Below are 23654 nucleotides of genomic sequence, written 5' to 3'. Positions count from 1 at the left end.
TCCTTTTATTATTAGTTAATAGGCAATACGCGATAGCCCCTCCTTTTAAAGCAAGCCTCGTTTTCTATAAAACATAACAGAAGTCAGAACTTTTTCGCCTTAAGGCACAATTTTTTACGGAAGTAATTTATCCACCAAAATACAATCATTCGTTTCATTACGGCTTGCTTTCACTTTATCGATGACCTGTTGAGCAATTTCTTTCTTACTAGAGCTTATGTATTTGGTATCAACTATTTTTTCGGCCTTCTCCAGATAAGAATTCAATTCTGGAGTACAGATATCCTCAATCGCTAGAGCATTTGAAGACATCAAAACAGCAAGGCTTGGAAGAAGAATAAAAGAAAAGGAAAATTTAAAACGCATAAGATATACCTAGATAAAAGTTTTAATAAAAATGTACTCGAAAAATTAGACCATAGGCTAAGATAAAGATAAACCTAGAGCGCTCTTTTATAGTGCTTTTTATGGCAGCCATAGTTTCTTCTTGCAGTAGAAAGCGGCTCTATAAAAATAGCAAAAGAAACAAGCTTCACCTTTATTGCACATATCTCTGATACATTTTGAATATTATGTCTTTTATAGATAAATTGAAGGTTCATAAGAATAATCAGAAAGAGGAATAAATTATGTTAACGGGTAGCTGTTTATGTGGTGGTATTCGATACAAAATTAAAAGCGAACTAGGTGATATCATGCAATGCCATTGTCAGAATTGCCGTAAGGCTAATGGTGCCGCTTTCGCAGTAAATGCAGGCATTCCAAAAAATGCATTTAGCCTACTTAAAGGACAAGAGTTAGTAAGCGAATATGAATCCACACCAGGTGTTTTCCGTGCATTCTGTCAGCGCTGCGCTTCGCCTTTATACAGTCGTCGACCAAGCATGCCAGACATTCTTCGCTTAAGAATTGGCACACTTGATACCAAAATAGATAAAACACCTTCTTTTCACATTTTTGTTGACTCAAAAGCAGAATGGCACAACATTTGTGACGACACCCCACAACACAAAGAATTCCCCACTAGCTAGCATTAAAATCAAAACGCTATTAAATACTTTCTAATGATGGAATGAGAGATAGATTCACATGAGCAACCCATACAACAAATTAACCCCTACCGAGGCCAGTGTTATCCTCAATAAAGGCACTGAGCGACCGTTTACAGGGGAATACACAGACACAATGGCAAAGGGTTTATACCTTTGTCGTCAATGTGATGCGCCGCTCTATACTTCTGAACACAAGTTCATATCGCATTGTGGCTGGCCAAGCTTTGATGATGAGATAGAAGGAGCTATCAAACGCATTCCAGATGCAGACGGTCGACGTACAGAAATTGTTTGTGCAAACTGCGAAGGTCACCTAGGGCATGTTTTTGAAGGCGAAAGGCTGACTGCCAACAATATTCGTCATTGTGTAAACTCTATTTCAATGAAATTTATAAGTAACGAAACTTAAAATTGTTACTATATTTATAAGCGTATTCAAAAGCCGAATGCGCTAATTCTGTATAGCTAAGCTAGAATATTCATAAAGACATCAAATACGACAATAATCTTACTTATTGAGTTAGTAGAGAGAAATACAACTTGAGAGGAAATTAAGGTGGCATCTCCACCAGCCACACCTCGGCACACAAGATCACCGCTGTGGCTGCTTCCTTCCGGACCTGACCAAATTCACGGCTTATTGTTGCGAGGGGACCAGCAGAGACACCATAAAGGAGGCCTGTTGACCTTGGGGCGCAATTATACGCAGCCTTTTCGTAAAATCAACCAACTTGCCTCTATTTTTCAAATACTTAAAAAACACCCTAATCTTTATCAGCGAACTCTCTATTCAATAATTAGCTTATATATTTTCAATGTTAGTACATAACATTTTAAGTGGGCTTACGGTAAGATACTCGCCATTAATCACATAGACATTATTCCTGAGAATAAGGCAACCCAATGAGTTTAAAAGAATACGAAAATCTCCCTAAAGGCGAAAAACTACCTTTAGAAACCATTCTAGCCAATCTAAAGACAGATGATTCAGGGCTCATTGCAGCCATAGCGCAGCAACATGATACTGGTGAAGTTTTAATGCTTGCTTATATGAACGAGAAATCAATTCGCGAGACGTTGGAAACGAAACAAGTATGTTACTGGTCGCGCTCTCGTCAAACCTACTGGCGTAAAGGGGAAAGCTCGGGGCACAGACAATCTTTAGTCTCTATGTCATTTGATTGTGATGGGGATTGCATACTGTTAAAAGTTGACCAAAAAGGGCCTGCTTGCCACACCAACCGACGTAATTGCTTCTTCTTTCAAGTGAAAGAGGGTAGCGTTGTCATTGCGACAGAGCCTCTGTCTGCTTAATTAACAAATTTTAAATATTCGTCTTCCTAATAAGACACAAGGAGAAAAGGCATGTGCCGTTGGATGGCCTATCAAGGTGACAGTGTTTACCTTGAGTCACTACTTTTTGAACAAGAGCACTCCCTAGTGCATCAAAGCCTCAGTGCAAAGAAATCTGAAGTCACAGTGAACGCCGATGGTTTTGGATTAGGTTGGTACGATGAAAGAGAAGAACCTGGCTTGTATCACGAAATACTGCCTGCCTGGAGTGACTGCAATTTAAAAAGTTTAGCAAAACATATCCGCAGTGGATTATTCTTTGCCCATGTTCGCGCCTCAACAGGCACTGCAACTAACCGTTCAAATTGTCATCCATTTAGCTATAAAAATTGGTTGTTTATGCACAATGGCCAAATTGGTGAATATGAATCGTTGCGATGGCAACTAGATCGCTTAATTCCAGAATATTTATATAACGAGCGACGTGGTGCGACCGATTCAGAAGTGATATTTCTACTTATGATTGCGAACGGTTTGGAAACCAATCCAGAGCAAGCGATTACAGACACACTGGCACAAATTCTCGACATCATGAAGAGTAAAAACATCAAAGAAGCGTTTCGATTCACTTCCGTTCTATCTGATGGCACAGACATGATTGCCGTTCGTTTTTCTAGTGATGAGCAATGCCCTAGCCTTTATTGCAAAAGGTTTGACGATCACATAGTAGTCGCCTCGGAGCCTCTTGAGTTTTCAGGTAATGGCTGGGAACTGGTTCCAGAATCTTGCATGGCAAAAATAAAGAACAGGGACTACCAAATCACCCCTCTTCCAGCTCTATTAAAAATGGCGGTCTAAACCGCCATTTTTTTTTGCTCGTAGGAAAGAATGATCGATATTAGCTCTCTATTTTTGGAGGCTTTTTACTGAGCGTTTTTGGTGTCTTTTCCCAGCGAACTTTAATATCAAATTGTTGACGGTCGTCTTCATCTGACGCGGTCACTTTTACGTACAAAAGACCTTGAGGCCCTAAAGATAAAGTTCCCTTGTCATCCGAAAACTCCAGCTTCCCCTTCCCTAACCCTTTTGAGATTGCTTTGAGTAAATCCTGAATGTCCGATGGATCTAATAAGGCCTCATGTTTAAATTCGGTTTTCGATTTCATCTCAGTTACTCATATATTTTTTTAAGTTCGTCAGGGCGCATAATTTTAGCAGTTGGATAATCGCAACTCAGACCAATCACACCTTGCTTCTTGCTAATTAACGTTGCACCAATACCAAAACCGTCTAGCCCTTCTTGCTGCCTAGAATGCTCATCCAATGTAATATCAGCTTCAATATGAATTAATCCTTTTTTAACGGTAATTCGCTGGCCGTGTTGGCGGTTAACATGACCTTGAACAACAAAATGAATGCCTGATTTGTGAACCGCGTTCACCCCCCTTTCAGTCAAAGGCAAATCGGCATCACGGTATTTGGTTCTAAAGGTATTGGCGATGGAGCTGTAATAAAAGCCGAACAAATCCATGTGCTTCAAATTACGGTGAAACGCTTTGTTTGCGTATGAAATTCCGTTTTTCAATAACAACTCTCCCATCGCATCATCCAATCCAGCATGTAGGAACAAAAATGATCCGCGTCGCTCAACCAGTTTCATTTTTTTGAAAAACCAATGAAACTCGCCTTTTTTATGTAAAAACAACTTCTCACACTGTAAGGAGGCCGCATACACATGACGTAGAGTTAAACCTGCGGCTTCACAGTGCTTTTCAAAACTTTTGGTTTTTGAATGCATTTTATGCACTTCACGCTCAATACCTTCTGCCGTCAAAATACCTGCAGCATGATAAGGAAATTCTTTAAACCATTTTTCATCAGGAAACAGCGCTTTGCGACAAGTGTCTTCATCAGGAATTTTTTTGTCCCATTTAGTACCGTCTAAGTATTGATCAAAAATTTCTTTAAAAAGCGGGACTACTTTTTTCCCCATACGGACAAAAAAGTGCTGATTACCTATGTTTTGCTTTTTTCGCTTTAAGGCCAACAATCCCATAAGCAAACGTAAATCGTGGTTTCCTGCCAACAGAGTCACACGAGCATTCAGCTCATATAAATGTTTGATGCTCCGTAACAAAGAAAGATTACTTGGCCCTTTATCTAAACAGTCGCCACCAATAATGATTTCTGCACGACGACCTTCTTTGGTCAATTTTAAGTGCTGTAAGCCGGGCTTTTTTTGAATGACAACACCGGCGGAAATTAACGATGCTTCAAACGCGTTTGCATCAGCATGAGGATCTGAAATAAAGACAACGGGTCGATTTGGCCATTTTAACTTGCGTTTATTAAACTTCTTAGGCGCTTCTGTTGAGAGTCTCGCTGTCGCATTGTATGAAGTGTTATCTTGCGGCCAAGCAGACCACTCAGTAGGCAATCTTGAAATAATCTCAGCATGCTCTTTCCGAGCGGAAATTTTAGGTAATTGCGTTTGCATTATAAAAGCCTCCCATTATGGCGCTATTAATCTGGCACATCTTGAATCTGGCGCTGCTTCCAATCCCCAAAGATCTGACGCAATGCTTGATCCTCGACGAACTCCAAAACCACTGGATGCCCGTAAAACATGCTAAGTTTCTTAATATCATTAAATTGAATCGCATTAAGATGGCAAGCTGCATGACGAAATGCTGCTCCATGCCCAATAAATAACTTAATGCTTTCTCCTGCTTTCTCCTGCCAAGCAGTGACCTGCTTAGCCACTCTTTCACCCGCTTGATTTAAAGATTCCGCGCCATCAAAAGGCAAACAATAATAGCTGTCTGATTTCCAATCTTTAGGCGGAACATCAAATCTAGGGTCAAGTGCCAACACTCGTTCGATTTCTTCAATTGTCAGGTTAGCGACAGCTCCCACACTTCGTTCGCACAAATTAAATGTACTTTGGATGCTTGGCGGATTTGTAAAAAAATCTTTTAATTCATCGATATAGATTTCTGCTGTTTGAAAAGCTCGCAACAAGGTAGAAGACGCCACTAAAGGCTCAACCATATGTCCCGTTCCCTTTAACCATTCAGCAAATAACCTGGCCTGACGTCGCACTTCTTCCGCCCCCTCCTCTGTTAAAGGGAAAGGCTGTAACGCACTTGGCACTTGGCTCAACTGCTCATAAGCACCATGACGAATTAAGGCAAACTTAGCGCTCATAGTGCATCCAGATTTTCAATCAATTCATAGGCTTTATCAAAATCGATGCCGCCAACAAGACGGAACACACGCACGCCATTTAATGCTGCACAATAAGTTTCTAAGGTCTCACAAGCATGTAAGTCAACAAACAAGCCTGAATTGTCTTGGTAGAAAGGGCCAGGACGTTTGCGCAAGCCTTCAATCACTCCTGGTTCCAGAGTAAGATCAACTAGCTCTAAGCGTGTTTCATCACTTGAAGAGAAAGACCAATCGAGCATGATTAAGTTCGCTAACCTACCTGACAAAGCCACCCTGTCTGGACCATATTCATCTTCAATTTGCACATCGTATTTTTCTTCCAATATCCACAAATCAGATGGCAACATTTCAAGCAATTGTTGCTGGCGATCTTCGGCTAAAATATGACGCAACCGATTTTGATGCGAATGCAATAAAGTACCAGGATTAACTCTAGGTAACTTAGCAACACCAACGGCTTCAACAGAACCCTCAATATTACGTATTAGAATACGATCATTGGTGACAAACTGGCGTGTATTGTCTTCTAGACAACGCAGCATTAAAGTAGATTTACCGCCACCAGAACCCGCCGCAATTGCCGTCACGTCACCGTTCACAGAAAAACCTGACGCATGCCCTAACAAGCTGCCTTCGCGAAGGTGAAGATTGATAAATTGGTTATTAATAAAGTTAATAATTTGCGCCATATTCGCTGAACATGGACCAACAGCTATAGGCTTTTCAACTCTTTGCAATAGAGTCATACCAGTTTTGAATTTCTTGATCCAACGACCGTTAAATACGCCTTCGTCAGAAAAAACGTCTAAGTAGCCTTCTTTCTTACCTTGTTTACCCGTTTCTCTTGGCACATCAATCCAAGGAGCTGATTGAGCAATCTCTTCATGCTCAACGGCATAAACATCAACACTATATTCACCCGTTGAAGGCTGTGTGTAGCTTTTATAATAGGCTTTCAACTCATCCAAAATATACGGATTATTGGTATGAACCCGTACAGTTAAAGTACCAAAAAATAACTTAGCTTGGTTTTCACATTGAGCCATGAGTGTATTCAACAGCTTCTCATTCAATGGTTCATTCATCATCCGTTACTTTCCTTCAATGGTTCTTAACACGTAATTGGCATAAGCTTCTGCAGCATCGAGGTTACAACCATCTAATGCACCTTTAAAACCACCGAACGCCGATACTTCAAATACCACAGGACCTTGGTCTGTTAACGCAATATCAACTGTTGTGAAGCTCATATCGAAACACGCCTGCGCACGTCGCCCAAGCTCAATTAAGTCACCGTCTGCTTCAAACAGTTCGTAACGACCACCACTGTGAATCGTTGTGTTCCACGCGTCAGAATTGGCAACTCGAGCATAAGTACAAAAATACTCACCACCAATGAAAACCATACCCAAATCACGACCATTTAAATTCAACGCTTGCTGGATATAAAAAAGCGACTGAGTTTCTTTGTACTCTTCCAACTGAGCACGAGCCGATTCGTCGCTGTCTTCTTCGCGTAAAAACACCATGCCACGTGCTTTGGTTGAATAAAGCGGCTTCAAAATAGCCGAACCAAACTCGCGCACAACATCAAATGCCAAATCAACCGATTCTGTGACACGCGTTTTTGGCATTGGGATATTTCCCTGCTGTAACGCCAAAGTACCACTCAAGCGGTTAATAAGTTTCCCCATGCTTGCTGTTGGACTGAAAACAGGTACCTCAAGAGATTCCAAATGGGACAGCATATGAATTCTATCTTCTGTACTTGGCGCATAAACCTGACTGATTTTTTTCACAATCAGACCGTCTAATTCCGTCAGATCCAAACCGTTGCAATACACTTTATTCGTGTCTAGGTGCAGCTCAAAATCGCTCATATCCATAACAGCACGGAACCCCGTTTTGGCTTCTAAACGATCAGCCAACACTTCCGTAGACCATTTACCGGGAACACCTATCACTCCGATTTTCAATCGCTGTTCAGATTTATTCAGCATACAATTCCTTAAATGGAAGTTTGAAATTAAGTTCTTTTTCTGCAGGCAAATCAGCCAAATGTTCTAGTAAATAACGAGCACGTAAATGCATACGCGATGCTAGTTTTTTATCGAATATGAAGCGCGTGGAAGTCGCAAATGAACGAGCCAAACCAGCCGCCAGACGCAACTCAAATGTTTCGTCGCCTTGTCTTTTGGCAAAGCGTCGACCAAATTGATAGATTTGAATAGCGCTTTGCATCATCAGTTCTCGAGTCGATCCACTTAATACTTGCAAGCGATAAATCGACACCATCAGAACTGATATGTCTTGGACATAATCAAAATAGGAAGCGCGATGAAGGTCGATAAAATAGATACGTCGCTCAATTTCATCATAAATGATGTTATCTAAATTGAAGTCGCCATGAATCAAAACTGAAAAAGGTGCACGCCATCTCGGCTCTTTTTCTTCGACAACACGAATCAGTTTTTTAAAACTCGGCGAAACATAACCACAAATGCGATGTTCGGGTGTGAAAAAATCTGGATGAACAGCCATGCTATCAGCGATGCGTTTATCTAATTGTCGCATAAATTTCGCGTCACAATGTTCTGCTGTCATCGTTGACTTCCAAGAACGATTTAGCGTTTTGAAAAGAGAAGACAAAGCGACATCAAGTGTGTCCTTTTCTTCATTTAAGAAAAGCTTCTCAAAGGTTTTTCCTGCTAAATGCTCTATCAGAAGCGCAGATGACTGACCATTTTTAGTTGAATGTGCCAATACATCTGGCACGATATCAGGATCAACCTCACGCCATGTTTTCACGCCTTCTACTTCTTCCGCTAACTTATCGTGATCGCCCTCTTTGTAAACCGCAAGAATGCCTTTACCTGCTTCATTTTTATGAGATATTGCGGCGATAGCGCTGCCTGAACGAGTTAAAGCAAGGCGCTTCACTTTCAAATCATTCAAGCTGTAATTTAAAGAAGATGCGGTGTCTCGTAAGTGATCATAATTCTGCAAGCTTACCACTTGACCTAAATCCGCTTTAATCAAAGATTCGCCGACAATGGCAAGCTGCTTAATGGCACACTTTAAAGCGTAATTCACCAAAATGGAGGACTGTAATTCGGAGTCTTTCAGTGTTTCTTTGGAATCTAACGTCAGCGACTGAATGTCATCGTACAAAGCAAGCATTCCTTGCGTACGACGACCTAACTTAATACCTGTTCGACGCTGAGATTCTCCCAAACCTAACTTAACAAGGTTCAATGAGCGATCAACTCGACGAATCAATTTACGACACAAGGAAGCACCAGGATGCTCATAAGACTGATCTAAAGTGCCTTCATGCACACAATCAAAATAGCAATGGGAGATATTATCTAACGCATCCGCTAATGATCGAATTGCTTCAATACGAACCACATAAGCTGTACCAGATTTACGGTGTTTGGTGCTATTAGCACATTCGATCTCAATCTTTTCTCGTAAGGTTTGCACATAACCACGGCGCGCTTGAATACGAGGCAGAATATTTAACGAAGCCGTTTTGAAAAAGAGGTCAGTCAAATGATAGTGTTTTTCTACTTCATTAACTAGAAAGTAAAGATTCTCTTGGATAGCCAAGGGATGTGATGACATAAAATTATTTACCGTAAGACTATGTACTTACTTTAGCATTTTTCCGTCATCTTGAAAGTTACCGTTCTATGACATTTTCATGAACACAGAACGGCTAAGCTATTGAAATAATTACGCCTGATTCGACTCTTTATCTCGATAAGAATACGTTGCATCCAAACGTGCTTTAATCCAATCTCCACTTAATATTGGCTCATACTTGGCTGGATTGGTCTTTGTTGCACAGGTTGGTACGCAAGCCACTTCGGTTTCGTAGTTTGGCTCAACAAAGAAAGGGAAAGAGTAACGGTGCACATTTTCGGCAGACGCACGAACCCGGTGCGCGGTTGAAACGTATTCATCATTCGTCCAATGCTGCATTAAATCACCAATATTCACTACAATAGCATTTTCAATCGGTGTCGCATCCACCCATTCACCTTGTCGATTTTTCACCTGTAAGCCACCAATGTCGTCTTGTAGCAATAAGGTGACACAACCATAGTCCGTATGCGCTCCCGCTCCATTATCATGGTCATTTTGAGGACGTGGTGGATAATGGATCATTCGCAACACGGTCACATGATCCGTAAACCCCTTGGTGAAGAAATTATCTTCAAGGGACAAAGCTTGCGCCATGGCTGTTAGCACATCATGCGCGACACCAAAAGCTTCTACATAATAATCCTGTAAAACTTCTACTGTTCTAGGGTCGCGAGGATTTTGGTTTGGTCCATACATACTTGGGTATTTCGCAGCCAAAGGATGGTCTTCTGAAAACTCCAGCGCCATATCAAAGGTTTCTTTCCAGTCTGCATGACCATTTTCATCAAGCTGTTCTTCACCAATCTTGCCATAACCTCGGTGATTTTTGCTTTTCGCAATGTCGATGGCTTCTTTTTCAGTTTGAGGCAAAGCAAAGAAACGCTTCGCTTCACGCATCAAAGCTTTCATTAAACTGCTTGGAATACTGGTATTAACAAGGTAAAAAAAGCCAATTTCTCGACAAGCTTTGTCTAAAAGCTGAATTTCTTTCTGGCGAATAGAGAGCGTTTCATGAGTTAGTTTTTCTAAATCTATCAATGGAATAGACACAGTGTTCTCCTTTTAAAATCAGGTTCGTGAAGATATCTTTATCAAGGTCGTGTACTTCGGATTAAAACGTTTTAATCCTTGTTCACCGAAATCCACACAAATCATTTGCTTACCATCTTGCTCCTGCCTTACAACAACGCCTTGACCGTATTGATCATGACGCACCTTGTCTCCTGATTTTAAAAGGCTCTCTTCTTCTACACGAGAGCGAAACGCTAGTTTGGGTGATGATAAAACCTTACTTAAATAATGCTGAAAAACACTTCCTTTCAAAGTATCAATCGGCTCAGCATTATTGCAACCATTATGCCAATTTTTATCAATCAATTGAACAACATAAGGCTGAGATTCAAATACAAAACGCGATAAAGACAAGTTTTTTAAATCAGCTCTTGGAATGTCTCCTCGCTGCAAAATTGTAGCTTCGTCTTTCGTTGGAGTTTCCAATAAGACCAACTTTTGGCGCGCACGAGTAATGGCCACATAGAATAATCTACGCTCTGACGCCATGGCCTGAGCTGCCTGCTTATCAATACTGCTTAAATCCTCATCATAATAAGGAAAACGCCCTTCCCTTAACCCTGATAAAAGCACTTGGTCAAATTCCAAACCTTTGGATTTATGAATCGTCATCAAATGGATACCATGACTCACGTCTACTTGACGTTCATTAAGCTGAGACAATTGAGACAAAATACTTTCCGCGTCTCCGCCAACGCCTCGAACATAAGCCATAAACGCATCACAGGTGGCGATTTTCTCTTGTGTCTGGATATCTTTATTACTCGTGCTTTCGAAGTATCGATAAATACCGAGCTTTTCTAATGTATGCGCCAAACCTTGAGCGGGGTCCGATCGATAAATCGCTAAACTGCGTAACCAATCCGCTCGCTCATAAAGTTTCTTCGCTCGCCAGCCATCGTTTGAATCCCCTAAACTCTCAATAATTTGAGGCAGCAAATGCGGAGATTGTTTGGCTTGCTGAATAAGTACTTTTCGCTGTGCTACAGAACCTCCTAAACTAGGCACCGTGAGCAAATATTCAATATCGTCGGCATGAAAAAAGGCACTTGGGCTTTCTAATCCGCCAGCCATCACAGCAAGATAGGCCATTAACATGCGAATCTGGCGGTTTTCCAATAAAGGAGAGTCGCCATGCAGTTGATATGGAACGCCTTTGTGCATCAATGCCAATTGAATCGGCACCATATCGCTGTATAAACGCACCAAAACAGCGGAGTCATGGAGGCTTTTTCCTTCTTCCAACCAAGCTTTTAACTCACCAAGCAATGCCTTGCCTATTTTAGGCGCACGAGCAAATGACACTCGTGTTAAAGCGCCGGCACCAATTACCATCGCCTCAGAGTCATTCTCACTAATCACGCTCGATGCCATTAGGCCAACAGTATGCCCAAAGCGAAAGCTGGTGCTCAGAGGATAGTGTTCAACTGCTTCAAAATCAGCATCAAATTGAGTTGCCATAATCTCAGGACTGGCGCCACGCCATTCATAAATACATTGTTGCACATCACCCACAATCATCCATTGGCACGGCTTTGGGTAAAGCGTCTTAAGTAGCTCATATTGGCAAGGGTTAATGTCCTGAAATTCATCGATCAATAAATAACGAAATTCAGGCACTAAACCTCGAATTTGCACTCTTTGAGAATCATCAATCCTATTTAATAAGTCATAAGGGTCGCTTAATAAATCCGCAAAAAAACGTATATTATTGCGTTTTCGAAGTGCTTCTAATTCATCATATAAAGCAGGAAAAAACTGGCGCTCTTTCGACCAACCTAAAGCATCAAAAACTTCCTTTGATGCTTTATCTGAAGCTTTCACTTGATCAATAAAAAGCAGTACATCTTCTAGCCAGTCTTTCTCATCTTGAATGGCAATTTTTTCGCCTTTTCGAATAAGTCGCTGTAATGCCTCACGTAGCATTTTTACTAGACTAAAATCGTCCGTAAGTAATTTGGCTGAGGCTAACCAACCTTGTTGCTCTAGGCGGCGGCAAAGCTTCATACCAAACGAATGAAACGTCATTACACTCGGCGAGCGCAAATACCCAGAATTCATCAAATGCTTACCTAGACGCTCAGAGAACTCTTCTTGGGCGCTTTTATTGAACATAAAAACGCCAATATGAGAGGGGTCAACACCTTGTGCTAAAAGGTACTCTATCCGTGAAATTAAAGTGGTTGTTTTCCCCGCACCAGCAACAGCAATCACTTTTGATGGGGTCATTAAGTCATGCTTTACAACGCGTAGCTGCTCATCGGTCAACGAAGCTTGTAGCTCAGATTTATCCTGTTCTTGAGTCAAAATAATGGAGCCTAATCTTCAAATAAGTGACCAATTTCACGAAAAGCAAGATGCTCTCTACCTGCAATTTTCGCAATAGACTCGCCACAAACGACCAAACGACGCTGTACTCTCGCGAAAAAAACACCATTCGTTCTGGAAACCAAAGGGTAACTGGATGACTCAATATCGTCATCCATTAAATTCACTACCTCACCAATCACCTCACCTTCTTCCACTTCATCACCAATAGATTTGTGATAGCAAACAATTCCCGCACAAGGAGCTTTTACCAAATCCATCGCGTCAAGAGGGTAATATTCCACTTGGCTATCATCAATTTCAGGCTCTTCACCATCAATAACGCCACGCAAAACTAGATAATCAAACAAAGCAGATGCATCTTGGTGAGCAAACTCATTAGATATATCATTTTCACCGCGCAATTCTAATGTCAGTGAGCGGCTCCCCCAAGGTATTAGATGTGCATAATGGGCTTTCAATTCACGCCAAACACTGACGTTTGTTTCGTCAAATGAAGAAGCGCCTGTATTTAGCTCAGATAGACCGACTTTGGCATCTAATAACGCCAACAAGGGTTTAAAGTAATCTTCAAATTCTTGTGCCACATAGGCATGCATAGAGGCTTCACCAGAACAGTGTAAATCGATGATTTCATCAGAATCCATCGATAAAGCTAACAAGGTTTTCTTCATACCCTGAAGCTCAGTATTTTCAGGTAACAAAGCAAGCTCTTGATGAATTGCACAGCGTACCAATGACACATTTTCTAACGTATCACCTTTGATTTCCCCCTTAACACGCTTTTCAACTTTACTGCCTAACTGTGGCCAATTTCGGTTAAAATTCCCACCACCATCGGAAAAAGCAAAACGCCCTGGAATATATCCATGAAAATTCTGAGCTAATCCTATTGGGTTCGCCACAGGAACAATGATGACTTCGCCTTTAATCAAACCAGCTTCATCCGCTTTTTTCAGCATTTTGATCAATCGATTTAAAACTAAAAAACCAGGCCATTCGTCAGCATGAAGACCTGCTTGAAAATAGACTTTAGGGCGAGTACCCGCTTCACCAAAATGATGAGCTTTTAAGGTTCTTTGAGTGCCTGGTGTTGCGCTAGGTAAGACGTGGGAATATATTTGAAAAGACATAACACTCCGAAAACAATTAAGACCAACTCACCTTATTTTGAGCTTGCAATATACTACGCTAAAAACACATATGAATAAAAAACTTATTAAAAATCATCAAAATACTGTAAGAACTGGAACCATCTTCCCGTCTAATGTCCTATAGTAAAAGCAAATACCTAAGGAAAAATAATGAAAAGAACATTAATGTTGGCCTTGTCTGCCATTTTCACTGTATCCAGTTTCTTTGCCAATGCCGCTTGGCAAGACACACTTGATGAAGCCAAAGGGCAAACAGTGTATTTCAATGCATGGGGCGGAGCGGATAATATTAATGCTTATATTCAGTGGGCGGCTAAACGCATCAAAGACGAGTATAAAGTAACTTTAAAACACGTAAAACTCACCGATACATCCGATGCAGTAAGCCGAGTTTTAGCCGAAAAAGCCGCAAACAAACACAACAAAGGTTCTGTCGATCTAATTTGGATCAATGGCGAAAACTTCCGAGCAATGAAAGACAACGACTTGCTGTTCGGCCCTTTTAGCCAAGAATTACCTAACTATTCACAATTTGTAGATGAAAATGCTCGTCAAAGCTTAACGCAAGATTTTGGTACGCAAGTAGATGGCATGGAATCTCCTTGGGGAATGGCGCAGATCGTATTTTTATACGACACAGCAACACTGAATAACCCGCCAAAATCCATGCAACAACTTTTAAAATACGCCAAAGAAAACCCTGGCCGTATTACCTATCCAGAACCGCCTCAATATTTAGGGGTAACCTTTCTAAAACAAGCCCTATACGAAACCAGCGTCCATAAACAAGAACTTTCTAAACCGGTTGATACCGTCGATTTTGACGCGATTACAGCGCCTTTATGGGCCTACCTTGATGAGCTTCATCAAGTTGCTTGGCGTAAAGGTCAGAACTTCCCATCCAGCGCGGAAGGAATGATGCGTCTCTTAGATGACCAAGAAATTGACATCGCTATCAATTTTGATGTTTCTGGTGCATCCGTACAAATAGACCAAGGTAATTTACCAGACACTGTACGCACCTATGTATTTGAAAATGGTACAATCGGCAATACTCACTTTTTGGCAATTCCCTATAACAGTGGTGTAAAAGCAGGTGCCCAGATTGTCGCTAACTTCTTATTATCTCCTGAAGCACAAATTTATAAGCAAACACCAACCGTTTGGGGGGATCTAAGCGTATTGTCTTACAAAAAACTGTCCGCAGAAGATCAAAAAAAGTTTGATAATTTACCTCGCGGCATCGCCACATTAAGTATTGAAGAACTTGGCGACACACTCCCAGAGCCTCATAGTAGCTGGGTTGAAGCGCTCGAAAAAGAATGGCGTAAACGCTACGCTCAGTAGTCACTCATAAAGTAGAGTGATGCTCTAAGCCACTCTACTTTAAACAATAAATTTCGTATTAAACGCAGAATATTAAGATCAAAAATGCCACTCAAACACACAAAATGGATTACTGTTTTTATTGCCTTATTTCTGGTCTTACCTATTTTCATGGGACTGATTGGCACCTTACTACCCGCTTTTCAGTTTTTCCCACCATTAGGCGAATACACTTTTTCTCTTGATCCATGGCGAAACATGCTTGCTCAAGGTGAATTTTATGCCAGCTTAAAACTTACCTTAATATCTGGAATCGGTGGCCCACTATTATCACTTTGGTTGGCTTTATCATTATTAGCTTGGGGGTACCAACGCCCTTTCTTCAAAAAAATCGAAGCCTTCTTATCTCCTATCTTAGCCATCCCTCATGCCGCCATCGCCATTGGCTTGTTATTTCTTCTCAGCCCCTCAGGTTGGCTAATACGTTTATTTAGCCCTTGGCTAACAGGGTTTGAAAGACCACCAAACTGGATCACTGTTCAAGATCCTTATTCTTTATCTCTTATTTTTGCCCTTGTCATCAAGGAAATGCCCTATTTGTTGTTTGTCATGATGGCAGCAATGAAAAGCATTCAAGCCAGAGAAACAATACAAGCCTGCCAAGCCTTAGGTTATGGCCGATTAACATTATGGCGCAAAGTACTCATACCTCAGCTCTATCCTATTATTCGTCTACCTATTTTTATTGTCATTGCCTTTAGTTTAACAGTGGTTGACTTGGCTCTCGTGATTGGGCCTAACACACCTTCCACTTTAGCCATTACACTGTACCGTTGGTTTAATGACCCTGATTTATCCATGCGTCTGATGGGCAGCGCTGGCGCCGTTTTTCTTATGTTGGTGATTGTATTTACCTTGGCTGGCTGGGAGATCATGCATAAATTACTCAGCCATCTCACTCGTTATGAACGCAGTAATGGAAGACGCTGCGGCTTCTCAGATAATTTACTTGGCAGTGGCGTGGTACTTGGCTTAATCACTTTACTAAGCGCCTTTGCGGCCTTACTTCTTTTGCCATTATGGTCTGTCGCCAAACGTTGGCGTTTTCCTGATGCCCTACCATCAACATGGACATGGAATAACATTGAGCGCGCCACACCGCTTTTACTCGAACTAGCCAGTAATACGCTCATCATTGCTGTTATCGCCACACTAATTGCCGGTGTATTTAGCCTTATCATGCTGGAAATTAAACGCTTAAGTTGCGCAAAATCCGCAACACCTTCTGAACACCACGCCTTCGATTGGCTGATTTATGTGCCTATATTATTGCCCCAAATAGGCTTTTTATTTGGTCTTCATGTGTTATTGATTTATCTCGATCTCAACGGCAGCTTATGCGCCATCATCGCCTTGCACCTTATGTATGTTTTACCTTATGTCTATCTCACATTAAAAGGGCCTTATTTAGCCTACAATGAGCAATATTTACAGCAGGCAAATCGTCTTAATTATTACCCATGGCGACATTATGTAACCATTAAACTTGCGATGCTAAAGCCCGCTTTGTTCACCGCTTTTGCTATGGGATTTTCTGTCAGCATCGCTCAATACTTACCAACTCTGATTGCTGGCGAGGGGCGACACAGCACGTTAACCACAGAAGCTGTCGCGCTTGCGGCCTCTGGTGATCGAAAAAAAGTGGGCAGCATGGCACTACTGCAAGCTTTATTCCCTGTTATCGTATTTTGGTTTGCGCAAGTAATTCCTTCTCGATGGACAAAATGGCGACTCACCATAAAATGCTTTTTTAGTAAGGATAAAAAATGCTCAGCGTAAACGCTTTTACTCTATCCACAAAAAACAAAGTACTCATCAAAGACTTGAGCTTCACTATTGAAAAAGGCCAAGTACTCTCCCTAATGGGCCCAAGTGGTATTGGTAAATCCAGCTTATTACATTATTTAAGTGGCACGCTTTCACCAACATTAACCGCTACCGGTAACGTGCTTTTGGACAATAACACCTTGCACAACCAAAGCATTCAATCTCGTAAAGTCGGACTATTGCAGCAAATGCCACTGCTTTTCCCTCACATGAGTATTTTGGAAAACTTACTGTTTGCTATTCCTCCAGAAATCAAAAAACAAGAGCGACAGGATTTAGCCTACCAAGCATTGGAAAAGCTGAACATGCCGGACAAAGCCCATTCATTACCCAAGCAACTCTCTGGCGGACAACAAGCTCGTGTTGCCTTATTGCGAACCTTATTGGCAAAACCAGACTTTTTATTATTAGACGAGCCTTTCAGTAAACTTGATCCAGCACTAAGACGCGATGTAAGAACATTCGTACTCGCCGAGATAAGACACGCCAATATTCCAGCACTACTCGTTACTCATGACGCAGAAGACGCCAAAGCCATGGAAGGGAAATGTTTGGAAATAGAAGCCGCGGAGTAATCGCCTTCTCGCCTTCTGCTACCATTTGAGAGCTTTGAAATATAACATTCCGCTGAGGTGGGCGACTTTTTGATAAAGGAAGTTTCGAGAAGGAATGTCATTTCCAAATGCCTGCACAGTACAATGGATAAATACAGTCAAAGGCCTTTCGTGTTCCCACGCTGGAGTGTGGGAACACGAAAAAACACATCAGCCCTAGAGCCAATGTGCTTTTTACAAACACTTAAAAAGCAGGTAACACAGGTTAGTTACTTAGCTGTTTGATTTTTTTAGTGACCAATGAGAAATCGAATGCTTTTTTGCTTGGCAATAGCATCAACACCAATGAGACACCAACTGGCACCAGTGTTGCCAATAGGAAAGACTCATACAAGAAGGCAATCGGCTCACCTGGTAATGGGAAGTAAATAAAGCCAGCTACTAAGCCACTGATTAAGCTCAGTAACGCATGGTAGCTTTGGTAACGAGCATTGTAGAATCCAAAAAACACAGGGAACGCCGCGGCACAGCAGAGTAAATCCGCCAGTAAGAAAAGGTACAAAATACTGAAGCCTTTGGATGCGACGATTAAGGCTAGAATCGAAATTGCGACAATCAACCAGCGGGATACCACGGCCAATTTATCTCCTTTAAGACCAGAAAAGAGACGATTTAAATCCACAATGAACATACTGTGGAATCCACTGATCGTCGAATCCGCACTGCTCATGATTAACGCCAGACCAAAGAAGATCATTCCAACGAGCAACCAATAAGGCGCACTGCCTAACATCACGCTAAACAAGGCAGTAGAACCTGTTCCGGAAACAGACAAGCCAACAAACGCCAAACCAAATACCCCCAGTGCCAAGATGATGGGAAAGCTGATTAGTCCGCTATAAATAAAGCCATTACGAATCACTTTATTGTCTCTAGCGGCAAAGATGCGTTGCCATGTGCCTTGATAAAATAGCCCCGTCAGACACACCGCCAAGAAGAAAGTTACTCCTGTTTCCATACCTGTACTGTCAAATGGGTTTAATAAATGCGGCGCTTTTTCCTGTAATCCAGAAATGACAGGCGCAATACCACCCGTTGCTTGCCAGCCTAAAAACAGAATCAATAAGATAAAAGGCAAGATAACAAGCATTTGAATACGATCAGTAAAAATCGTTACTTTTAAGCCACCATACAAGGTATAAAGCAAAGTAGATAACATCACGATGCTGGCCGTCACCCAAAGCGGGACTGGCGCTAACAAGGCAACCATTTGGGCAATACCGGTAAGACCCGCCGTCAGACTAATGAACAGGTAAAACAACATGATAAAGAGCACAACAACATAAACACTGCGGCCATAACGAGCGTAAACAAATTCTGTTAACGTATGGCCTGTTGGCATCAATTGGCGAATTCTTGTGCCTAGCGGAATCATTAAGAAACTGGGCACTAACACACCTAAGGCATAGCCTAAGATCGCGCCAATACCACCCCAAGTAGCGGATTCGGCTGGGCCAAACAATACCCAAGTTCCCATAGTGGTTGCCAACAATGTCAGCACAGTGGCTTGGCTGGTTTGGCTGTTACGCGCCACTATAAAATCTTCCAAGCCTTCTTGGTGACGGCGTGCAAATAGTAATCCTGCCACAGCAAAAATTACGGCAAATAATACAAGCCAAAGAACGGCCGCTTGTGAATCAAGCATGTTTCTCTCCTTTTTTACCTTCTTCTTTACTTCCTTCTACTTTGTACCCTTCTCCTTTGTTTCCGGCTCTAAAACCCATTTCCCAGAACTCGGCTTCAAGCTCTACGGCTTTGGTAAAACGCGCTTGCATTTTCGCCCAGCGAGGGCTTTGTGTTGGGTTGTCACCAATGCGTGTGCTGATCGCCAAGTCGACTAATCGCCCTACTTCAACGCACACTTCTTGAAAGGCGTCACCGCAGTAGGTATTGATCCATTTTTCATAAGGGTGGCCTTCGTAAACACTTTCTTTTAAACGCAGGCCAATTTCCCCATAACCAAACGCACAAGGCGCAAGGGCTAAGATCAAATCTAAAAAGTCCCCTTGTAAACCGGAATCCAATACATAACGTGTATAAGCAATGGTTTCTAATTCTTCTTTCGCGTTAAACAACGCTTCTTCACTAATGCCTTGAGCGGCACAAGTTTGAATGTGTAAGGAGAATTCATGGTTGATTAATGAATCCACTGTGGCAGCGCACAGTTTCATTTCTTCTGGCGATTCCGCTTTCACCACGCCCAAAGCCCAAGCGCGGGCGTAATGCACGAGGTAAACATAATCTTGAGCCATATAATGTAAAAAAGACGCTTGTGGCAAAGAGCCATCCGCCAAGCCTTTTACAAAATTGTGGTCAATGTAGTCACGCCATTCTGGCGTGCAACCGTCTCGCATAAGAGCAAATGTCTTTCCGTAATTTGGTATTTTATTCGTCATAATCTATGATCGCTTTATTTTGTTTAATAAAGAGTTAAGGGAGTTTTATTGAGCGGCTAAACAGTCATTACAGAGGGTCGTCACCCAGTGCAATCAGCCTTATTTCGCCTTGCCAATAAGTTTGTAATTTTCGTGCCGCACGCCATGCAGTCAGCCCTGTTCGGCAGACCAGCACAGCGCGCTGTGTCGTGCTTGATTGAGATTGAGGTTGAAGTTGAAATTGCTGCTGCTCAAATTCATCTAAAGAGGTCGAGCGAAAATCCACCACCCAATCTTGATCTGTAATGTGTTCTTTGCTGATGAAGCCTAAATAATGCTCAGGCGGTGGCTCTGGGGCATCATCAAAACGAAAATGGCTTTGACGAGAATGGCGTAAATCCATAGAAACGAGTTGCCCAAGAGGAGAAGGTTCAACATCTAATAAAACATTCAGAGCGAACTGAGCTTGTAACGACCCCAAAACACCAACCACTGGCCCCATAACGCCAGCCGATGAACAGTTTTTTGCTCGCTGTGGCAGCTCTGGAAATACCGCTCTTAACGAGGGTTTACCGCCACAAAATCCTCCCACATAGCCTTCAAACCCCAAGGCGGAAGCAGACACTAATTTCACGTGATGAAGATGACAGTGATCCGACAAGGTATAACTCACTGCAAAGTTATCAGCACAATCTAAGACCATATCCATGCCATCGCACAAAGTCGCTACATTGCTGGGTGTTAAGGCGGTAAAGTGAGTGGTAATCACACAGTCATTATTGAGTCCATTAAGGTGACGTTTGGCGCATTCAACTTTTGATAAATCAACGTCCGCTTCTCGATACAATATTTGCCGATGCAAGTTTGACAGAGACACCACGTCCCCATCGACCAAGGTAATCTCGCCAACACCAGCCCCAACAAGATAAGGCAGCACAGCACAACCTAAGCCACCCGCACCAACAACAAGAACTCGCGCAGAAGCAAGAGCTTGCTGACCTGTTTCGCCAACTTCTGGCAAACATGTTTGGCGTTTATAACGACTCATGCACTCACCTCGTCCGATTCATCGGCACTCACCTGTAGCCACGCTTTGATTCGCGCTTCTGGATCAGCATGCAAAGTAATGTCCGTCACGGCGGCAACAATGTCTGCACCCGCGTCAAATGCGCCCTTAGCTCGTTCGACAGACATTCCGCCAATCGCCACCAGCGGTATTCGATCCAGTTTCTCTTTCCATTCGGTCACTCTTTCAAGACCTTGCTGGTGCCATTTCATCTTTTTCAAAATGGTCGGATACACAGGCCCAAGGGCAATGTAGTCTGGCGACAATTGGCACGCTCTTGCTAGCTCTGCTTCGTCATGGGTGCTGATGCCGATTTTCAGTCCTGCTTGTTTGATTTCCTCTATGTCAGCCGTATCCAAATCTTCTTGGCCAAGGTGAATCCATTCACAACCCAATTCAATGGCCAGTTGCCAATAATCGTTAATCACAAGAGCGCAGCCATGTTGATCACAAACGGCTTTGGCTTTTTGAATTTCTTCGCGTAAATGGGCTTCTGTGCAATCTTTCATACGTAGTTGAACCAGCTTGATGCCAAGAGGCACCAAACGCTCAATCCATTCACTGCTGTCAAAAATTGGGTAAAAACGGCTTAGTTGTCTCATCACATCAATCCAAAAAGGCTTTGCCTAAAACAGGCGTAGAAGGTGATGCCATATCACGTGGCACCATAGGGTCTGCTTTTGCCGCCAACTGCCCTGCGCGAATAGCACTGGCAAAGGCGTCTGCCATCATGGCTGGATCACCCGCTTTGGAAACGGCCGTATTCAATAAAATCGCATCCATCCCAAGCTCCATGGCTTGTGCAGCTTGGCTGGGTAAACCTAAGCCTGCGTCTACAACTAATGGAATCTCTGGAAAATGCGCCCGTAGCGCACGCAAACCAAACACGTTGTTTAATCCCATGCCAGAGCCAATCGGTGCGCCCCACGGCATTAATACGCGACAACCGGCGTTGACCAATTTATCCGCTACCACCAAATCTTCTGTGGTGTAAGGGAAGACTTGAAAGCCTTCTTCGGTGAGGATCTTGGCGGCTTCTACCAAGCCAAATACGTCTGGCTGCAAGGTGTCTTCTTCACCAATCACTTCTAGCTTGATCCAAGGTGTTCCAAAGACTTCCCTCGCCATATGGGCGGTAGTTACGGCTTCTTTCACTGTATGGCAACCTGCTGTATTTGGTAAAACATGCACATTCAAGTCTTGAATCAAACGCCAAAAATCTTGCCCTGCTTTGTCACTACTGGCTTCACGGCGTAATGAAACCGTTGCTACGCTGGCTTTGCTGTGCGTAAAGGCTTTGGCTAAAATCGCTGGCGAAGGATATTGTGCGGTTCCCAGCATGAAAGGCGTTTCTAATTGCACGCCGTAAAAATCTCTCATGATCAACCTCCTTGCATAGGTGCCAGCACTTCAATGCGGTCGCCTTCTTTTATGTGCGTGTTGACTCGATTGCCTTGGGCAACGAAATCACCATTTACAGCGGTCGCAACCACATCATCGGCATACCCAAGCTCAATCAACAGATCCAACAAGCTATCCGCTTGGCAAGTTGTATCTACGCTATTCACTTGTATTTTTTTCATATATAAAAATCCTTTCTGTGCGTATCAAGCCATTCAGACTCAATACCTTGATCTAGATAATCCGCCACCATTTTTGCCAGTGTTGGCGCGAGTAAGAAGCCATGGCGATACAAACCATTGGCACGAATGATTTGCCCTTGATGATGTATACGAGGAAGGTTGTCCAAGAATGCTGGTCGGCTATCGACGCCTATCTCCAGAATCTCTGCCTCTCCAAATGCAGGATTTAATGCATAAGCGGCATTTAATAATTCCATGACAGAACGGACAGAAGCATGTTGTTTGGCACTGCTTTCCACCATGGTGGCACCCAACATGTAAACGCCATCACCACGGGGAACTATGTACAAAGGAATACGAGGATGTAGTAAGCGCACAGGCCTTGAAAGCTGGACTTCTGGGCAACGTAAAACTAGCATTTCTCCCTTAACGCCACGCAATCCATCTAGCTCAGCTTTGGCTTTAATACCACGGCAATCAATCACCAAACCGTCTTTGGCCAAAACTTCTGGCTCCGCATTTTGGTAAATGAATTCAACGCCTTGTTGTATCAATTTACTTTTCAGTGCTCGTAACGCATCTCGGGGAGATAAATGCGCTTCTTCACCATAATACAAAGCACGAGAAAATCGTCCGGCTAAATCTGGCTCCAATTCTGCTATCTTGTCAGCATCCAAGACATCGTAAGCTTGAGTTCGATTTGCAAAACGCTGTAAGTCAGCTTGATCTCTTGGTGAGGCCAATACCAAAGAACCTTTATGCTCTACAATCCCTGTATGTTTCTGCCACCAAGTCGCTGCTTTTTTGCCATAACGCAGCACGGCTTCTTCAGCACTTTCCACTTCACAATATGGCGCGAGCATGCCACCGGCCCACCAAGAGCAAGACTCTGGGCCGGGGTCGGATTGACGATCAATGACCGTTGGCATGATGCCTCGCTCAACCAATTCCGTCGCCACACAAAGGCCAGCTACACCGGCTCCCAGCACAATAATTTGATCCTTAAATGCGCTCATTTTTTCTCCCA

The 23654-nt window shown here is 42.7% G+C and carries 24 protein-coding genes and 1 other RNA gene; 7 read left to right on the top strand and 18 right to left on the bottom strand.

What is annotated here, in order from left to right; translation table 11 throughout:
• Positions 1–114 precede the first annotated feature (114 nt).
• Entirely contained in the window at positions 115–366 is a 252-nt protein-coding gene (locus ABFY09_RS04945; protein ID WP_347983189.1) for a hypothetical protein, read from the bottom strand.
• A gap of 263 nt (positions 367–629) precedes the next feature.
• Between ABFY09_RS04945 and ABFY09_RS04940 the strand changes: the two genes are divergently transcribed.
• Positions 630–1031, top strand: coding sequence for a GFA family protein (locus ABFY09_RS04940; RefSeq protein ID WP_347983188.1), 402 nt, complete (start codon positions 630–632; stop codon positions 1029–1031).
• Positions 1032–1089: 58 nt separating this feature from the next.
• A complete protein-coding gene (locus tag ABFY09_RS04935; RefSeq protein ID WP_347983187.1) occupies positions 1090–1461 on the top strand; it encodes a methionine-R-sulfoxide reductase in 372 nt (123 codons plus the stop codon).
• 154 nt (positions 1462–1615) lie between these two features.
• On the opposite strand, the gene ffs is transcribed toward ABFY09_RS04935, so the two are convergent.
• An RNA gene (ffs, locus tag ABFY09_RS04930) (signal recognition particle sRNA small type) lies at positions 1616–1712 on the bottom strand.
• Positions 1713–1955: 243 nt separating this feature from the next.
• Between ffs and hisI the strand changes: the two genes are divergently transcribed.
• Entirely contained in the window at positions 1956–2366 is a 411-nt protein-coding gene (gene hisI, locus ABFY09_RS04925; protein ID WP_347983186.1) for a phosphoribosyl-AMP cyclohydrolase, read from the top strand.
• Positions 2367–2417: 51 nt separating this feature from the next.
• A complete protein-coding gene (locus tag ABFY09_RS04920) occupies positions 2418–3203 on the top strand; it encodes a class II glutamine amidotransferase (protein ID WP_347983185.1) in 786 nt (261 codons plus the stop codon).
• Positions 3204–3243: 40 nt separating this feature from the next.
• Here the strand turns inward: ABFY09_RS04920 and ABFY09_RS04915 are convergent, their stop codons facing one another.
• The 9 genes from ABFY09_RS04915 to ABFY09_RS04875 form a co-directional block, all read right to left on the bottom strand.
• Positions 3244–3510 carry an amphi-Trp domain-containing protein gene (locus ABFY09_RS04915; protein ID WP_347983184.1) on the bottom strand — a complete coding sequence of 89 codons (267 nt, stop codon included), beginning with the start codon at positions 3508–3510 and terminating at the stop codon, positions 3244–3246.
• 5 nt (positions 3511–3515) lie between these two features.
• The gene (locus ABFY09_RS04910; protein ID WP_347983183.1) at positions 3516–4841 is read right to left on the bottom strand and encodes a metallophosphoesterase; all 1326 of its coding nucleotides are present in this window, start codon (positions 4839–4841) and stop codon (positions 3516–3518) included.
• A 26-nt stretch (positions 4842–4867) separates the two neighbouring features.
• The gene (locus ABFY09_RS04905) at positions 4868–5551 is read right to left on the bottom strand and encodes a histidine phosphatase family protein (RefSeq protein WP_347983182.1); all 684 of its coding nucleotides are present in this window, start codon (positions 5549–5551) and stop codon (positions 4868–4870) included.
• Positions 5548–6660 carry an HprK-related kinase B gene (locus tag ABFY09_RS04900; protein WP_347983181.1) on the bottom strand — a complete coding sequence of 371 codons (1113 nt, stop codon included), beginning with the start codon at positions 6658–6660 and terminating at the stop codon, positions 5548–5550. Before ABFY09_RS04900 ends, ABFY09_RS04905 begins: the two co-directional genes overlap by 4 nt.
• A gap of 3 nt (positions 6661–6663) precedes the next feature.
• Entirely contained in the window at positions 6664–7572 is a 909-nt protein-coding gene (locus ABFY09_RS04895) for a GAK system ATP-grasp enzyme (RefSeq protein ID WP_347983180.1), read from the bottom strand.
• Entirely contained in the window at positions 7562–9199 is a 1638-nt protein-coding gene (locus tag ABFY09_RS04890) for a phosphotransferase (protein WP_347983179.1), read from the bottom strand. Before ABFY09_RS04890 ends, ABFY09_RS04895 begins: the two co-directional genes overlap by 11 nt.
• 111 nt (positions 9200–9310) lie before the next feature.
• Positions 9311–10273, bottom strand: coding sequence for a 2-oxoglutarate and iron-dependent oxygenase domain-containing protein (locus ABFY09_RS04885; RefSeq protein WP_347983178.1), 963 nt, complete (start codon positions 10271–10273; stop codon positions 9311–9313).
• Between the two features lie 18 nt (positions 10274–10291).
• Positions 10292–12601: an ATP-dependent helicase gene (locus ABFY09_RS04880; protein WP_347983177.1), complete on the bottom strand. Its 2310-nt coding sequence runs from the start codon at positions 12599–12601 to the stop codon at positions 10292–10294.
• A gap of 11 nt (positions 12602–12612) precedes the next feature.
• The gene (locus tag ABFY09_RS04875; RefSeq protein WP_347983176.1) at positions 12613–13755 is read right to left on the bottom strand and encodes a succinylglutamate desuccinylase/aspartoacylase family protein; all 1143 of its coding nucleotides are present in this window, start codon (positions 13753–13755) and stop codon (positions 12613–12615) included.
• A gap of 171 nt (positions 13756–13926) precedes the next feature.
• On the opposite strand from ABFY09_RS04875, the gene ABFY09_RS04870 reads away from it, so the two are divergent.
• The 3 genes from ABFY09_RS04870 (at position 13927) to ABFY09_RS04860 (ending at position 17564) form a co-directional block, all read left to right on the top strand.
• Positions 13927–15123, top strand: a complete 1197-nt coding sequence (locus tag ABFY09_RS04870) for an ABC transporter substrate-binding protein (protein WP_347983175.1) — start codon at positions 13927–13929, stop codon at positions 15121–15123.
• An 84-nt stretch (positions 15124–15207) separates the two neighbouring features.
• Positions 15208–16941, top strand: coding sequence for an ABC transporter permease (locus ABFY09_RS04865; RefSeq protein ID WP_347983174.1), 1734 nt, complete (start codon positions 15208–15210; stop codon positions 16939–16941).
• Complete coding sequence (locus ABFY09_RS04860) at positions 16929–17564, top strand: ATP-binding cassette domain-containing protein (RefSeq protein WP_347983173.1); 636 nt, start codon at positions 16929–16931, stop codon at positions 17562–17564. The genes ABFY09_RS04865 and ABFY09_RS04860 overlap by 13 nt, the downstream gene beginning before the upstream one ends.
• A 244-nt stretch (positions 17565–17808) precedes the next feature.
• Here ABFY09_RS04860 and ABFY09_RS04855 read toward each other — a convergent pair whose 3' ends face one another.
• The 7 genes from ABFY09_RS04855 to thiO all read right to left on the bottom strand — a co-directional run bounded on the left by ABFY09_RS04855 (position 17809) and on the right by thiO (position 23643).
• Positions 17809–19248: a sodium:solute symporter gene (locus ABFY09_RS04855; RefSeq protein ID WP_347983172.1), complete on the bottom strand. Its 1440-nt coding sequence runs from the start codon at positions 19246–19248 to the stop codon at positions 17809–17811.
• Positions 19241–19999 (bottom strand): thiaminase II, encoded by a 759-nt coding sequence (gene tenA / locus ABFY09_RS04850; protein ID WP_347983171.1) that lies wholly within the window; start codon positions 19997–19999, stop codon positions 19241–19243. Before tenA ends, ABFY09_RS04855 begins: the two co-directional genes overlap by 8 nt.
• Before the next feature lie 67 nt (positions 20000–20066).
• Positions 20067–21026, bottom strand: a complete 960-nt coding sequence (locus ABFY09_RS04845; protein ID WP_347983170.1) for a HesA/MoeB/ThiF family protein — start codon at positions 21024–21026, stop codon at positions 20067–20069.
• Positions 21023–21646, bottom strand: coding sequence for a thiamine phosphate synthase (locus tag ABFY09_RS04840; protein WP_347983169.1), 624 nt, complete (start codon positions 21644–21646; stop codon positions 21023–21025). The genes ABFY09_RS04845 and ABFY09_RS04840 overlap by 4 nt, the downstream gene beginning before the upstream one ends.
• Before the next feature lie 4 nt (positions 21647–21650).
• Positions 21651–22424 carry a thiazole synthase gene (locus tag ABFY09_RS04835; RefSeq protein ID WP_347983168.1) on the bottom strand — a complete coding sequence of 258 codons (774 nt, stop codon included), beginning with the start codon at positions 22422–22424 and terminating at the stop codon, positions 21651–21653.
• A gap of 2 nt (positions 22425–22426) precedes the next feature.
• Positions 22427–22627, bottom strand: a complete 201-nt coding sequence (thiS, locus tag ABFY09_RS04830; protein WP_347983167.1) for a sulfur carrier protein ThiS — start codon at positions 22625–22627, stop codon at positions 22427–22429.
• On the bottom strand, positions 22624–23643 hold the full coding sequence (gene thiO / locus ABFY09_RS04825; RefSeq protein WP_347983166.1) for a glycine oxidase ThiO: 1020 nt from the start codon (positions 23641–23643) through the stop codon (positions 22624–22626). Before thiO ends, thiS begins: the two co-directional genes overlap by 4 nt.
• Between the last annotated feature and the right edge of the window lie 11 nt (positions 23644–23654).

Origin of the sequence: Marinomonas sp. 5E14-1 (genome assembly GCF_039939215.1) — a bacterium.
Lineage (GTDB): Bacteria > Pseudomonadota > Gammaproteobacteria > Pseudomonadales > Marinomonadaceae > Marinomonas.
Note: the sequence above shows the minus strand (reverse complement) of the source record. Positions and strands in the feature narration are given on the sequence as shown.

Bases quoted from the DNA above. Each gene is read 5' to 3' on its own strand.
- thiS (WP_347983167.1), bottom strand. From the start codon at position 22,627: ATGAAAAAAATACAAGTGAATAGCGTAGATACAACTTGCCAAGCGGAT.
- ABFY09_RS04940 (WP_347983188.1), top strand. From the start codon at position 630: ATGTTAACGGGTAGCTGTTTATGTGGTGGTATTCGATACAAAATTAAA.
- hisI (WP_347983186.1), top strand. From the start codon at position 1,956: ATGAGTTTAAAAGAATACGAAAATCTCCCTAAAGGCGAAAAACTACCT.
- ABFY09_RS04835 (WP_347983168.1), bottom strand. From the start codon at position 22,424: ATGAGAGATTTTTACGGCGTGCAATTAGAAACGCCTTTCATGCTGGGA.
- ABFY09_RS04860 (WP_347983173.1), top strand. From the start codon at position 16,929: ATGCTCAGCGTAAACGCTTTTACTCTATCCACAAAAAACAAAGTACTC.
- ABFY09_RS04915 (WP_347983184.1), bottom strand. From the start codon at position 3,510: ATGAAATCGAAAACCGAATTTAAACATGAGGCCTTATTAGATCCATCG.
- ABFY09_RS04875 (WP_347983176.1), bottom strand. From the start codon at position 13,755: ATGTCTTTTCAAATATATTCCCACGTCTTACCTAGCGCAACACCAGGC.
- ABFY09_RS04945 (WP_347983189.1), bottom strand. From the start codon at position 366: ATGCGTTTTAAATTTTCCTTTTCTTTTATTCTTCTTCCAAGCCTTGCT.
- ABFY09_RS04845 (WP_347983170.1), bottom strand. From the start codon at position 21,026: ATGAGTCGTTATAAACGCCAAACATGTTTGCCAGAAGTTGGCGAAACA.
- ABFY09_RS04920 (WP_347983185.1), top strand. From the start codon at position 2,418: ATGTGCCGTTGGATGGCCTATCAAGGTGACAGTGTTTACCTTGAGTCA.
- ABFY09_RS04865 (WP_347983174.1), top strand. From the start codon at position 15,208: ATGCCACTCAAACACACAAAATGGATTACTGTTTTTATTGCCTTATTT.
- ABFY09_RS04895 (WP_347983180.1), bottom strand. From the start codon at position 7,572: ATGCTGAATAAATCTGAACAGCGATTGAAAATCGGAGTGATAGGTGTT.
- ABFY09_RS04900 (WP_347983181.1), bottom strand. From the start codon at position 6,660: ATGATGAATGAACCATTGAATGAGAAGCTGTTGAATACACTCATGGCT.
- ABFY09_RS04855 (WP_347983172.1), bottom strand. From the start codon at position 19,248: ATGCTTGATTCACAAGCGGCCGTTCTTTGGCTTGTATTATTTGCCGTA.
- ABFY09_RS04890 (WP_347983179.1), bottom strand. From the start codon at position 9,199: ATGTCATCACATCCCTTGGCTATCCAAGAGAATCTTTACTTTCTAGTT.
- ABFY09_RS04870 (WP_347983175.1), top strand. From the start codon at position 13,927: ATGAAAAGAACATTAATGTTGGCCTTGTCTGCCATTTTCACTGTATCC.
- ABFY09_RS04905 (WP_347983182.1), bottom strand. From the start codon at position 5,551: ATGAGCGCTAAGTTTGCCTTAATTCGTCATGGTGCTTATGAGCAGTTG.
- ABFY09_RS04935 (WP_347983187.1), top strand. From the start codon at position 1,090: ATGAGCAACCCATACAACAAATTAACCCCTACCGAGGCCAGTGTTATC.
- ABFY09_RS04910 (WP_347983183.1), bottom strand. From the start codon at position 4,841: ATGCAAACGCAATTACCTAAAATTTCCGCTCGGAAAGAGCATGCTGAG.
- thiO (WP_347983166.1), bottom strand. From the start codon at position 23,643: ATGAGCGCATTTAAGGATCAAATTATTGTGCTGGGAGCCGGTGTAGCT.
- ABFY09_RS04840 (WP_347983169.1), bottom strand. From the start codon at position 21,646: ATGAGACAACTAAGCCGTTTTTACCCAATTTTTGACAGCAGTGAATGG.
- tenA (WP_347983171.1), bottom strand. From the start codon at position 19,999: ATGACGAATAAAATACCAAATTACGGAAAGACATTTGCTCTTATGCGA.